Origin of the sequence: Segatella copri, assembly GCF_009495355.1 — a bacterium.
Lineage (GTDB): Bacteria > Bacteroidota > Bacteroidia > Bacteroidales > Bacteroidaceae > Prevotella.
Window position 1 is genome coordinate 1 of sequence record NZ_VZAD01000098.1, and the last position, 13,488, is coordinate 13,488.

The 13,488-nt window shown below is 47.7% G+C and carries 9 protein-coding genes and 2 pseudogenes; 5 read left to right on the forward strand and 6 right to left on the reverse strand.

The window, feature by feature from the left end; all coding sequences use genetic code 11:
- Positions 1 to 212: 212 nt before the first annotated feature.
- Together F7D20_RS12700 and F7D20_RS12705 are read left to right on the forward strand one after the other, a co-directional pair.
- Positions 213 to 526: pseudogene (locus F7D20_RS12700) on the forward strand (type II toxin-antitoxin system RelE/ParE family toxin).
- 7 nt (positions 527 to 533) lie between these two features.
- A pseudogene (locus tag F7D20_RS12705) lies at positions 534 to 877 on the forward strand (HigA family addiction module antitoxin).
- 72 nt (positions 878 to 949) lie between these two features.
- Here F7D20_RS12705 and F7D20_RS12710 read toward each other — a convergent pair.
- Entirely contained in the window at positions 950 to 1,678 is a 729-nt protein-coding gene (locus F7D20_RS12710) for a sulfite exporter TauE/SafE family protein (protein WP_158464366.1), read from the reverse strand.
- Between the two features lie 326 nt (positions 1,679 to 2,004).
- A complete protein-coding gene (htpG, locus tag F7D20_RS12715) occupies positions 2,005 to 4,062 on the reverse strand; it encodes a molecular chaperone HtpG (protein WP_158464367.1) in 2,058 nt (685 codons plus the stop codon).
- Positions 4,063 to 4,287: 225 nt separating this feature from the next.
- Here htpG and F7D20_RS12720 point away from each other — a divergent pair, with 225 nt between their 5' ends.
- Entirely contained in the window at positions 4,288 to 4,812 is a 525-nt protein-coding gene (locus F7D20_RS12720) for an RNA polymerase sigma factor (protein ID WP_158464368.1), read from the forward strand.
- A gap of 427 nt (positions 4,813 to 5,239) precedes the next feature.
- Positions 5,240 to 6,658 (forward strand): aspartate ammonia-lyase, encoded by a 1,419-nt coding sequence (locus F7D20_RS12725; protein WP_158464369.1) that lies wholly within the window; start codon positions 5,240 to 5,242, stop codon positions 6,656 to 6,658.
- A 19-nt stretch (positions 6,659 to 6,677) separates the two neighbouring features.
- Here F7D20_RS12725 and F7D20_RS12730 read toward each other — a convergent pair whose 3' ends face one another.
- Positions 6,678 to 6,827 carry a hypothetical protein gene (locus F7D20_RS12730; RefSeq protein ID WP_158464370.1) on the reverse strand — a complete coding sequence of 50 codons (150 nt, stop codon included), beginning with the start codon at positions 6,825 to 6,827 and terminating at the stop codon, positions 6,678 to 6,680.
- A 268-nt stretch (positions 6,828 to 7,095) separates the two neighbouring features.
- Between F7D20_RS12730 and eno the strand changes: the two genes are divergently transcribed.
- Positions 7,096 to 8,403 carry a phosphopyruvate hydratase gene (gene eno / locus F7D20_RS12735; RefSeq protein ID WP_158464371.1) on the forward strand — a complete coding sequence of 436 codons (1,308 nt, stop codon included), beginning with the start codon at positions 7,096 to 7,098 and terminating at the stop codon, positions 8,401 to 8,403.
- Positions 8,404 to 8,619: 216 nt separating this feature from the next.
- Here the strand turns inward: eno and F7D20_RS13265 are convergent, their stop codons facing one another.
- The 3 genes from F7D20_RS13265 to F7D20_RS12750 form a co-directional block, all read right to left on the reverse strand.
- Entirely contained in the window at positions 8,620 to 9,486 is an 867-nt protein-coding gene (locus tag F7D20_RS13265) for a helix-turn-helix domain-containing protein (RefSeq protein ID WP_158464372.1), read from the reverse strand.
- 59 nt (positions 9,487 to 9,545) lie between these two features.
- On the reverse strand, positions 9,546 to 10,916 hold the full coding sequence (locus F7D20_RS12745; RefSeq protein ID WP_158464373.1) for an MATE family efflux transporter: 1,371 nt from the start codon (positions 10,914 to 10,916) through the stop codon (positions 9,546 to 9,548).
- Between the two features lie 316 nt (positions 10,917 to 11,232).
- Positions 11,233 to 13,377 (reverse strand): M3 family metallopeptidase, encoded by a 2,145-nt coding sequence (locus F7D20_RS12750; RefSeq protein WP_158464374.1) that lies wholly within the window; start codon positions 13,375 to 13,377, stop codon positions 11,233 to 11,235.
- Between the last annotated feature and the right edge of the window lie 111 nt (positions 13,378 to 13,488).

Below are 13,488 nucleotides of genomic sequence, written 5' to 3' on the forward strand. Positions count from 1 at the left end.
GCACCAAGTTAAGTGAAAATCCTGACATATGCAAGTCTTTGCAAACAAATGTTTGTCAAGGACTTGCATTTATAACAAATAATTAAGCTGCGAATTTAAGGTAATTTTAACATAGATAATCACAATTATAGTTGTTTAGCCAAAGTTTCCTTCACAAAATTTGTGAATATCGAATTTATATATTATCTTTGCAACATCAAAACATAAAGGTTATGATAGTAAATTTCAACGAGGATTATCTGCGTGATCTATATAGTTCTGGCAAATCTGATAAAAAGCATCGCTTTCAACCGCAAATCGTTAGAAAGTATATTCGAGTGATAGACCTTATGATATCGGAAGATAACGTTCAAGGCCTATGGAAATATAATTCTCTCAATTATGAACGGTTAGAAGGAAACAAAGAAGGATTGTCCTCGGTAAGAGTGAATGATCGTATCGAATAGAATTTGAAGAAGAATTTGAGGATGGTCAGACTATTGCAACCATATGTAATATAACAGAATTATCAAACGATTATAAATGAAATAGTTATGAGCAACGATAAAAAAGCAATAAAGGAAATGCGGGCAAATGATATGACTCCGGCTTTTCCTACGCATCCTGGAGATGTTCTGAAGAATGAGATAGAATATCGTGGAATTTCTCAGCGACAGTTGGCGGAGGAAATGGGGATTGCCTATTCTGCTTTGAATGAAATTCTGAATGCTCGTCGTCCAGTAACGGAAAAAACAGCCCTGCTCTTTGAGGCTGCACTTGGAGTGAATGCTGAGCCTTTGTTGAAAATGCAGATGAGATATAATCTGCAATCAACAAAAATGATTCTACCTTTATGGCCAGATTGGCAAAAGTTAGAAGGGTGGCTGCAGCCTTGTAAAAAGAAGGCCTGCATTTTTTATTCCAGTCCACACATTTCAGTAGATTGCTGATAATGGCACAGGCATATACGCTACGCTCCCAGTAGGAAGGTTAATCCGCTGATTCCGATATAGGCATAGATGATGTATTTGAGCAGGGAGCCGCTGAGATGCCTGAATACCCAGGAGCCTATCAAGTTGCCAATGAAGACTCCGGCTATTCCATACAAATAACCTATGGAGACCGTGGTGGTGAAGAAACCATTGTAGGCTCTTGCCAGTGTCATCATCAGATTGCCTGCCAGGAAATAGGTCTGCGTCATCGCCAGATAGTGTTCCTTGTCTGGCTCAGAACTGACGAAATAGAGTACGGCTGGTGGTCCCTGCATTCCGAAGAATCCTCCCATCAGTCCGCTCAATGTTCCTGCCGTAACCTGCACAGGCAGCGTTGTCTTTACCTTGATGCGCTTGCTGAAGAAGGCGAAGTAGATGCTCACAATGATCAGTGTAATGCCTAACAATATGTTCAGAATATGATATTCCATCCGCCGGAGCACGAAGATGGCTCCGATGGAGATGATGATGAAGGTGAACAGAATGGGCAGCAGCCGCCTCCAGGTGATGTACTTGTATTTCTGAATAACGATGATCAGGGAGGTGGTCATCGCCAGAATGCCCGAGAGGGTTGTTGCCTCACCGAAGGAAGGCATGATAGAGGGGAGCATCGTCATGATGAAGATGCCAAAACCGAAACCAGTGGTGCGTTGTACAAAACTGGCTCCGATGCTCAACAGGAAGAGTTCTACTACTATCTGATCCATTCTATAGTATTATTTATCTGAGCTTTCTGATAACTCTTGCAGGTTTGCTTTGTGGCAAGCACTGCTATACATACGATAGTTAAGTTACTTGTATGTCTGAGGTTGAATATCGATTGCGAAAGTACAACATTTTATTCAACGGTGCAAATACAATAAACAAAAAATGACCCGACATCTCACTAAATTTAAATTTAGTTTGGTGTCGGGTCTTATTATGAAGTGATTTATCTTGTTTTTATAGCACTTTCTTATGTACGGAAGTTATGGAAGTTTCAACTTACGTATTTGAGAAAGTAGAGTCATATTACTCTCTGCATGTCAGCGCTTTACTTGATCATGCTGACGCTTCTCTTGAGGAAGGCGTCGAGGGCAGCACCCTTGAGCATGCCGTTCTGCAGCAGGGCGAGGTCGATGAGCTGATGTACGATATTGTTGTCCTTAGCGTAATCGGCTATGATGTTGTCGCGCTTCTGCTTCTCGTCGTTCACGGCCTTCTGGGTATTCTGCAGGTCGTCCTTCTCTTCCTGGGTAATCTCCTCGGGCTTCTTCTTGTCCTGCGACTGGTGCAGAACAGCCAGTCGGGCTTCCTGTCCCTTCAGCTCTGCCAGTACAGGCTTCAGTGCCTCGGCTGTATGCTGCTCGGCATCGGCGAGAACCTTCTTCACGAGTTCGTGGTCGCTGTTGAGCACGATGTTGTAGCTGTTGGGCATCTGTCCGTAGAAGTTCATGCCTGCCTGGAACTGGCTCATGGCCTTCATGCGTCGCATATACTCGTTCTGAGTGATGAGTACAGGCTGGTTGGCTTTGCCCAAGGCCTGTATCTCTACGAAAAACTCAGTCTTGTCGAGCTTAGGCATCTGTGAGCGGAATACCTGTGACAGATTGGCAGTCTGCTCGTCTGTCAGGTCTGTCTTCTTGGCATCCTCCTTGACGATGAGTCGGTCGATGATGTCGGCATCTACACGTGTGAAGCGCGATTTCTCGAGCTTCTGCTCCAGCATGTTGACCATTGGAGTGTCGAGCTGTCCGTCCATCATGAGTACCGAGTAGCCCTTGTTCTTGGCAGCCTCGATGTAGGAGTATTGTTCCTCCTTGTTGTTGGCGTAGAGGTATACCAGGTTGCCGTCCTTGTCGGTCTGGTTATCCTTGATGAGGGTCTTGTATTCCTCGAAGGTGAAGTACTTGCTGTCTACGTCCTTGAAGAGGGCGAAGTCCTTGGCGCGGTCGTAGAAGTCTTCCTGCGAGAGCATTCCGTAGTTGATGAAGATCTTCAGGTCGTCCCATTTTTCCTCGTACTCCTTGCGGTTCTCCTTGAAGATGGAGCTGAGTCGGTCGGCCACTTTCTTGGTGATGTAGGTGGCGATTTTCTTCACGTTGCTGTCGCTCTGCAGATAGCTTCGGCTCACGTTGAGCGGGATGTCTGGCGAGTCGATGACGCCATGCAGCAGGGTGAGGAACTCAGGCACGATGCCTTCCACCTGGTCGGTAACGAACACCTGGTTGCAGTAGAGCTGTATCTTGTTGCGCTGCATGTCGATGTTGTTCTTGATGCGTGGGAAGTAGAGGATACCTGTCAGATTGAATGGGAAGTCCACGTTGAGGTGAATCCAGAAGAGGGGCTCGTCCTGCATGGGGTAGAGGGTGCGGTAGAAGTTCTTGTAGTCCTCGTCCTTGAGTGTGCTTGGCGTCTTGGTCCAGAGGGGCTCTACGCCGTTGATGATGTTGTCCTCATCGGTCTCTACGTTCTTGCCGTCCTTCCATTCTGTCTTCTTGCCGAAAGCCACGGGCACAGCCATGAACTTGCAGTACTTGTTGAGCAGCTCCTCTATCTTGTTCTTCTCGAGGAACTCCTTGCAGTCGTCAGCTATGTGGAGCACGATGTCGCTACCACGCTCCGCCTTGTCGGCGTCCTCTATTTCGAAGGCTGGTGATCCGTCGCAGCTCCATTTCACGGCCTTGCTTCCCTCGCGATAGCTCTTGGTGATGATCTCCACCTTGCTTGCTACCATGAATGAAGAGTAGAAACCGAGTCCGAAGTGTCCGATGATGGCATTGGCGTTCTCCTTGTATTTGTCGAGGAAGTCGGTCACTCCCGAGAAAGCTATCTGGTTGATATATTTGTCTATCTCCTCCTCGGTCATTCCGATGCCGTGGTCGCTGATGGTCAGGGTTCCGGCCTCCTTGTCGAGGGTGACGCGCACAGTGGTGTCGCCTATCTCGCCCTTGAAGTCGCCCTGGGCAGCCAGAGTCTTGAGCTTCTGTGTGGCGTCTACGGCGTTGGATACCATCTCGCGCAGGAAGATGTCGTGGTCTGAATATAAGAATTTCTTGATGACAGGGAAGATGTTCTCTGTCGTTACTCCGATATTACCTTTTTGTGCCATAATATTGATATGTTTATTTAGTTGTTTTTATTATTGTTCGATTCATTCGATTGACCATGTCCTCGCAAAATGTGTGCCAAAAAGGAGGGGCATCTGTCATGTTTGGATTTATTTTTAGCTTTTTGTTCTCTTTTGTTTGGTCGTAGCAACTATTTTTCTTACCTTTGCAACCATCTTTCAAGAAGTGGATGAGTCTTCGACTAATCCCACTGAATTTTGACCATCATGGACTATACAATAACAAAACAAGCTATTATTGCTGATTACTATACATTTCACTACGAGGAGCTTCTTGCCTTCGTGGCATCTCGCCTTCATATTTATTCTGATGAGGCTGAAGACATTGTCCAGAATGTCTTCCTGCGCCTACTGCAAACCGACAAGATGATTACTCCCATTACGCTTCCCTGCCTGGTCTACACCATGGCTCGCCATCTGATATGTGATTTTTGGCGGCACAGGAAGCGGGTAGAAGAGCATGAGCATTTCATACAGGGCAGCATGGGTACGGCAGGTTGTGGCGAGTCGGTCGAGATGGTTTATTCGGTTGTGGAGATTACCGAACTCATGGAGCGAGGCATTGCCCGTCTTAGCGAGAAGCAGCGCAAGGTGTACCGTCTTAACGTGTGCGACGGCATGAAGGTGGGAGAGATTAGCCGTGAACTGGGGCTCAACTACAAGTGTGTGGAAAACCGACTGGGTGCAGCACGAAAGGAAGTGCGGGGCTATATGAAGCGCATGTTGGCATAATCTCCTCTCACACCGAATGCTGCGTTTCTCACGCTCGCTCAGAGAAATCTCACACCGAACGCCATGTTTCTCACGCTCGCTTTGAGAAATCTCACACCGAATGACATGTTTCTCACGCTCGCTTTGAGAAATCTCACACCGAATGCCATGAAATTATCTCCGAATGCTATGTGGAGCAAAGGGCTTGTTTTCTCTTACTCCTTACCGCCTCTAATATTCTGATTCTCCGACCTTTAAGGCTGTTGTCTTAACTCCTTAATTCCATTAACTCCTTAACTTCTGAAAACTCCTCTTTTAACTCTCTAACTACACGATTGTTTGTTTTTTACAAATAATCGTTCTCTTTTTATAAAGACGATGTGGAAAGAAAGCAGTACTTTTGCAGCGAGAAAAAAATAAAAATATTAACGCTTAATATAATAGTATTATGGTTGAAGAAAAGAAATACAGAGTAGAGTCCGACCTTCTGGGTGAACTCAAGGTTCCAGCAGAAGCTCTTTATGGTGTGCAGACACAGCGTGGTATCAACAACTACCACATTTCTCGCAAGACTATGGTCGACAACCCTGACTTCATTATCGCTATCGCTTTCGTGAAGCTGGCTGCCATTGAGACCAATCATTCCTTGGGCGTGATCAACGATGAGATCTCGGGTGCCATCGCTCAGGCCTGCCGAGAAATCATTGAGGGCAAATGGCATGAGAACTTCCCTATAGATATGGTACAGGGTGGTGCAGGTACATCGGTCAACATGAATGCCAACGAGGTGATCGCCAACCGTGCACTCGAAATCATGGGTCACGAGAAGGGCGACTACCAGTATTGCTCACCCAACGACCATTGTAACTGCGGACAGAGTACCAACGATGTTTATCCTACCAGTATCCGTCTGGCGCTCATCCGTATGAACACGCATCTCGTGGGTGCCCTTACAGGATTGATAAGCGCCTTCCGTTATAAGGCTGATGAGTATTCCGACGTCATCAAGATGGGACGCACACAGTTGCAGGACGCTGTGCCTATGTCGTTCGGACAGGAGTTCAATGCCTATGCCAACAATCTGGAGGAGGAAATCCTCAATCTGGAGCGCAACGTGAAATTGCTGCACGAAATCAATATGGGTGGTACAGCCATCGGTACAGGTATTAACGCTGTTCCTGGTTTCGCCAAGCTTTGTGCTGCCAACCTGAGCAAGTTGACGGGCGAGAACTTCGAGACTGCTACCGACCTTGTTGAGGCTACTCCCGACACGGGTGCCTACGTGAGCTATTCGTCAGCTCTGAAGCGTCTGGCTGTTAAGTTGTCTAAGATATGCAACGACTTGCGACTCATGGCTTCTGGTCCTCGCTGCGGTCTCAACGAGATTAATCTGCCTCCTAAGGCTCCTGGATCTTCTATCATGCCAGGCAAGGTGAACCCAGTCATCCCTGAGGTGACCAATCAGGTTTGCTTCAAGGTAATCGGCAACGACACCACTATCAGCTTCGCAGCAGAGGCTGGTCAGCTGGAGTTGAACGTGATGGAGCCTATCATCACAGAGAGCCTCTTCGAGAGCCTTACATGGATGAAGAATGCCATAGAGACCCTTACCTCGGAGTGCATCCTCGGCATTACTGTGAACAAGGAGCGTTGCTACGAAATGGTAAAGAACAGCATCGGTATCGTGACTGCCCTCAATCCCATCATTGGCTACAAGAAAAGTACCAAAGTGGCTAAGGAGGCTCATGAAACAGGCCGCTCAGTCTACGACATCGTGATAGAGCAGGGCATCATGAGCAAGGAGGAACTCGACAAGGCGCTCGATCCTAACGAGATGCTGCAGTCGCATAAGTTCACTTTGAAATAATGAACGTTTCGCGTTTGTATTAAAGGTTTAAGTAAAAAGCTACGTTGAAGCCTGCTGCTCCTGCGGCTTTGGTTGGCAGGGGCGGGCTTAAGTTTTTCTGAATTAAGGTTGATAATCTTGGGCTGGAGGCATTTTGCTTCCAGCCATTTGGGGTTGAATACTTAGCCATAAAACATTTGGCTTTAACTTCTCTAATTTCTTTGAGTTCTCTATTTGCGAAAGTTGAGTTAATGATAGAAGTTTCGGATAGTGTTAGTCTCTTTACTCATAAGTAGGTATTTAATCGGAATACCTATTTTTAATGACGTACGAAATTTGGAGATATCTCAGATTATATCTATTTTTGCACTCAGAAACAGAAATCGTATAGAGGCGATAAGTATCGTGCTTCAAGCGGTTTTGTTAAAGTTTTATGTAATTAAAAATATTAAAGTATTATGATTATTGAAAATGTTCATGCAAGAGAAATCTTGGATTCCCGCGGCAACCCTACAGTAGAGGTTGAGGTTACATTAAAGTCGGGTATTGTGGGTCGTGCTTCTGTTCCATCAGGTGCGTCGACAGGCGAAAACGAGGCTTTGGAACTTCGTGATGGTGATAAGAACCGCTATGGTGGTAAGGGCGTCTTGAAGGCTGTGGAGAATGTGAACAAGGTGATTGCGCCTGCCTTGGTGGGCTTCTCTGCCTTGGAACAGCGCACCATTGACTACAAGATGTTGGAACTCGACGGTACCAAGACCAAGTCGAACCTGGGTGCAAATGCTATTCTCGGTGTGTCTCTGGCTGTGGCACATGCTGCTGCCGAGTATCTGCACATTCCCTTGTATCGCTACATCGGCGGTTGCAATACCTACACCCTTCCTGTTCCTATGATGAACATCATTAATGGTGGTGCTCACTCTGATGCACCTATCGCTTTCCAGGAGTTCATGATCCGTCCTGTGGGTGCTCCTTCCGAGAAGGAGGCCATCCGCATGGGTGCCGAGGTGTTCCATGCATTGGCTAAACTGCTGAAGAGCCGCGGCCTTTCTACTGCCGTAGGTGATGAGGGCGGTTTTGCTCCTGCACTCGATGGTATCGAGGATGCACTCGAGAGCATCTGTCAGGCCATTAAGGATGCTGGCTATGAGCCAGGAAAGGATGTGAAGATAGCCATGGACTGTGCTGCCAGTGAGTTTGCCGTTCAGGAGAATGGTGAGTGGTATTATGATTACCGCCAGTTGAAGGATGGTAAGAAGAAGGATCCTAATGGCAAGAAACTGACTGCTGAAGAGCAGATCAAATTCCTGGAAGATCTGATTACCAAGTATCCTATCGATTCTATTGAGGATGGTCTTGATGAGAACGATTGGGACAACTGGGTGAAGTTGACTGCTGCCATTGGCGACCGTTGCCAGTTGGTAGGTGACGACCTCTTTGTTACAAATGTGAAGTTCCTGGAAAAGGGTATCAAGATGGGTGCTGCCAACTCTATCCTTATCAAGGTAAACCAGATCGGTTCTCTTACTGAGACCCTGGATGCTATTGAGATGGCTCATCGTCATGGTTACACCACGGTTACTTCCCATCGCTCGGGTGAAACCGAGGATACTACAATAGCTGATATTGCTGTGGCTACCAACTCGGGGCAGATCAAGACGGGTTCAATGAGTCGTACCGACCGTATGGCTAAGTACAACCAGCTTATCCGCATCGAAGAGCAGTTGGGTAATCGCGCAGCCTATGGCTATAAGAAGTTAAAATAATTGTGGTAGTTTTTTTAAAATTTAGCGTAATCCTTTCACCATGACAATACACGATTAGAATAGATCAGATATACGAGAATACATGGGCATGGATGGCTGAGAGAGTTGTCCATGCTTTTTTTCGGTTTTGATGTCACTAATGTAATTTCCCGAAACCCATGCTCATGGCTATCAGAAGCAAGCTACTTATGCCCTTCTCTTAGGTTTCATCACCTTTCATCGTCTTTCTCTGCCTTTGTTTCTGTAGGCGAGGGGAGTCATGCCGGCACGCATCTTGAAGAAGTTGGTGAGGGCGCTCTGGTCGCTGAAACTCAGGGCGTCGGCTATTTCGCCAATCGACATGTTGGAATGGGAGAGGAGGTTGCAGGCTTCCTTGTAGACGAGCGAGGTAACGTGCTCGTTGATGGTAGAGCCGCTTATCTCCTTGACTAAGCGTGACAGGTATGCTGTAGAAACATTCATCTTGCCCGCATAAAAGCGTATCTGGCGTTCCTGTCGGAAGTTACGGTATAGATGGTGAAGGAATATTTCATATACCTCTTTCTTGTGTTTGAAGTCGTGAGAGATGGAGCATTGCTCATAGGGCAATTCTTCGAGGATGAGACGTAGCACATTAAACATTGATTCGATCATCTCAATCTTATTGATGTGTTGATGTTTTACGATGTTGTGTATCATGCTGAAAATGTCACTAACACTCTTGTGCTTTTCTGCATGAAGGCGATAGATGGTGTTGTCGCTCACCATCTCGGAGTCTACCAGAAGGCACTCTGCCGCGAAGTCGGGTGAGAACTCTGCCTCTGTGATGATATGCTTAGACGTCATTGCCAGAAGACAGTCGGGAGTAAGTGTCTTTGGGGTATCGTGCTCACTGATATGCACTTTCGCTGTTCCTTGTTTGACAAGCAACATTTTGGTGAAGAGAGTACGCTGCAGCATCATCTCTTTGAAGTGTTGTGCGACATCGGTTTCTTCAGTGAGAATTATTCCGACAGAAAAGTAGGCGGCGTAGGCGCCAAAAGTATTTGTCAACTGATATTTGTTGGCAAACTCTTCCAGGTTGTATATCTGCTGTTGTTTCACGGTTCGTTTTTTTTATTGGGTTCTTAGATATGATTATTTTGCTGGATTGGAGCGTAAGCTCAGGCTTGAGTTCCTGTAGCTTGCTGCTCCATCTTGCGTAGTTCTTTTTCAAATCGATGCCAGTACATAGTGCCTGCAATAGTGAGTCCGAATGGGAAGGCTATCCAAATGCCTAAGATGCCCATTCCTAAAGGAAAGCCGAGTGTATAACCCATAGGCAGTGAGATGACGAAGTAGGCGATGAAGGCGTAAAGCACCATCGGACGCACGCAGGCGATGCCGCGAAGGGCGTTGGCAAAGCTGTATTGCAGTCCGTCGCCAAACTGATAGACCATCATCATGATGATGAGCAGCGCCACGTATTGCTGCACCTCCACGTTGTCGTTGAACCAGCCTCCTATCTGATGGCGCAGGAGCAGTACGGGCAGACCCATGCAGATGGAGAACATCAGGTTGAGTCGCCAGCCGTCGTAGGCATTTTGTCGAACCGCCTGATAGTCTTTCTGACCAACGAAGTGGCTTACACGGATGGCCATGGCGGCTGCCATACCCGAGAGTACGAGATAGAAGAGCTGGGAGAGGGTGATCATCACCTGGTGGGCTGCCAAGGGTATGGTGCCGAGCCATCCCACCATCACACAACTGAGGGTGAAAGCCGACGACTCCATGCCCAACTGCAGGGCTACAGGCCATCCTAAGCGGTTCATCTCGCGGAAGTCGGCCTTGGTGATGCTGCTATGCAAAATGTCGTGACGGTACTGGGCGAACTTCTTCCTGCCTATCACGATTCCCACCATGGCTGCTGCCATAAGCACACGGCTCAGCAAGGTAGAGATTCCGGCTCCGAGAAGTCCCAGTTCGGGGAATCCTGCCACACCATAGATGAGCAGCCAGTTGCCGAAGATATTGACTACATTACCGCCTATCATCACCCACATCGCCACACGCGTCTCTGCCACGCCATCAAGAAATTGCTTCATGGTGTAGAATATGCCCATGAAGAGTACCGAGATGAGGTTGACGATGAAGTAGGGACGGATGAGGGCGAGCAGCTCTTCGGGTTGTCCGATGTGCGAGAGGTTGAGGTAGAGCACCACAAGCGCTATGGAGAGAAGGGCGCCCGTAAGCATATTGGCAAAGAGCGAGTTGCGCACCTTCTGTCCGATGCTGTCGGTACGTTCCTCGCCATAGAGTCGGCCGATGATAGGAGTCAGACCATAGGTGAAGCCCATGTACATGACGAACACCAGGGTATAGATGTTGTTGACAAGTCCTGCCGCAGCCAGTTCTTCCGTGCTGTGGTGACCTATCATGATGGTGTCGGCAAAACCTAAGATGATGGTTCCTAACTGTCCTATGACGATAGGTATGCCAATGCTTAATAGATTCTTATAGTAATGTCTTTGTGTTCCTGTATTTTTTTTGCTCATATATAACATCTTGTCTTACTTATGCAAAGATACAACGTTTTCTTGTAACATACAAAAAAAATGCAGAAAATGTGCAGTCTCTTAGTTTCTTTATGAAAGTCTGTAGAATAGAAAGCTATTGAGTTGTCGCTGGGTTCAGAAGGTTAAGATGAGTATAAACGAAAAACAGGACAGTGTGTCGGTCGTGACACCTGTCCTGTTGTATGATGTACTGAGGCTCTGTTGCCTTAAAAATCTTTATCGGCAGTAAGATTCAGTTTTACTTTTTTACCTTTTTACTTTTTTACTTTTTTACTTTTTTACCTTTTTACCTTTATTACAATCCTCTTGCTTTGAGCAGGCCAGAAGCATCAGGTTGCTTCATGCCAGTGAAGTCGGTAAACATTTCGAGCTGATCCTTGGTATTGCCGCGGCTGAGAATCTTGGTGCGGAAAGCCTGACCAACAGCAGGGTCGAGTGCACCATGCTGAGCGAAGTAGTCGGCTACGTTGACAGCGAGAACCTCTGTCCACAGATAGCTGTAATAGCCTGCTGCATAGCCACCTCCCCATACGTGGTTAAAGTAAGTGGTAGAGTATCGTGGAGGTATCTGAGTATTGAGAACTCCTGCCTTGAAGAGAGCTTCTTTCTCGAAGGCTCCAGCCATGTAGGCAGAAGGAACCTGTTCGGGAGTCAGTTCGTGCCAAGCCAGGTCGAGACAGGTGGCAGCCAAGTTCTCGCCCAAGGAATAGGCTGTCTGGAAGTTGATGCTCTTGAGCATGCGTTCCTTCAGGGCTGCTGGCATAGGAGCGCCTGTTTCGGTATGACGGGCAAAGTGGTCGAACACCTCAGGAATGGATGCAAACGACTCATTAAACTGCGAAGGCATTTCTACGAAGTCTCGTGCTACGGCTGTACCTGAAAGGGTGTTGTACTGGCAGTCGGAGAGCATGCCGTGCAGGGCGTGACCGAACTCATGGAACATGGTGCAAACCTCGTCCCAGGTGATGAGTGAAGGCTGTCCTTCGGGAGCCTTGGCGTTGTTGCATACATTATATATGATAGGCAACTGACCGCGCTGCCTGCTCTGCTTGGCAAAAGCGCTCATCCATGCGCCACCTCGCTTGGTAGGACGACGGAAGAAGTCGCTATAGAAGAGAGCTAATGGCTTACCGTTCTTGTCGCTCACCTCAAACACCTTCATGTCGGGATGATAGGTTGGGATGTCCTTGCGCTGTTTGAAGTTAAGACCATATACCTTGTGGGCAGCATAGAACACACCGTTGATCTGTACGCTGTCGATATTGAAATAAGGTTTTATCTCGTCGTCTGTAATGTTGAGGAGTTCCTTCTTCATCTTTGCGGAATAGTAGAATCGGTCGTAGGGCTGCAGCTTGAAGTCATTACCCTCCAGTTTCTGAGCGTATTCTTCGATAGCCTTGGTCTCTGCCTCAGCCTTGGGAGTGTATTCCTTGATGAGCTGTCCCAGGAAGCTGTTCACGTTCTGACTGTTCTTCGCCATGGTCTTCTCGAGCGAGTAGTCGGCATAGTTGTTGTAGCCCATGAGCTGTCCCTTCTCGGCACGCAACTTGGCTATTTCGGTAACGATAGGGAAGGTGTTGAACTCTGGATTGGTGGCATCGGCACGATGGATACTTGCCTCGTACACACGGCGGCGAAGGTCGTGGTTGGCAAGCGAGGCGAGGATAGGCTGCTGGGTGGTGTTGATGATTACCACGCAGTAAGGAGCCTTACCGCCACGGCTCTCTGCGTCTTTCTTGCACTGAGCTATATCAGCATCGCTCAGGCCAGCCAACTCGTCCTTGCTCTGTACCCATACCACAGCATTGTTGGTGGCTGCAGGCAAGAGGTTGTCCCATTGCTCCTGCAGTTGCGAGATGCGGGTGTTGATCTGCTTCATGCGCTCCATCTTCTCTGCCGACAGCAAGGCGCCAGAGCGAACAAAACGCTTGTAGGTCTGCTCGGTCAGGCGAAGATCTTCGCCCTTGAGTTTCTTCAGTTCGTTGTCGTAAACGAACTTGATGCGGTTGAAGAGTTGCTTGTTGAAAGAAATCTCGTTGTCCAGATCGGTAAGCAAAGGCATCACCTTCTTCTGAGTTTCGGCAATGCCGGGAGTTTTGTGGGCGCTGGTGAGTCCGAAGAAGACGTTGCTCACACGGTCGAGCAGGAGTCCGCTCTCTTCGAAAGCGAGGATGGTGTTCAGGAAGGTTGGTTTCTTCTTGTTGTTAACAATCTTCTGGATGTTCTCACGCTGGCTCTTGATGGCTATCTCGAAGGCAGGAAGATAGTCGCTCTCCTGAATCTTGCTGAAATCGGGAGCGCCGAAAGGCAGAGTGCTCTTTACGAGAAGCGGATTATGGGTGGAAGAACTGGCACCAGCGGATTGGGCAAACGTAGTGGCTGGCATCTGCAGGAGGGCAGTGGCCAGGCCGAAGGTAAGTAATGTTTTGTTTAGTCTCATGTTGGTCTTTTCTTGCAAAGTTACGACTTTTTTTCGATAAACATGCTAAAACGCATAATAGAGTAGATGTGGGGAGTTACCCCCAGCACCTCTCATTGCACCGTACGTACA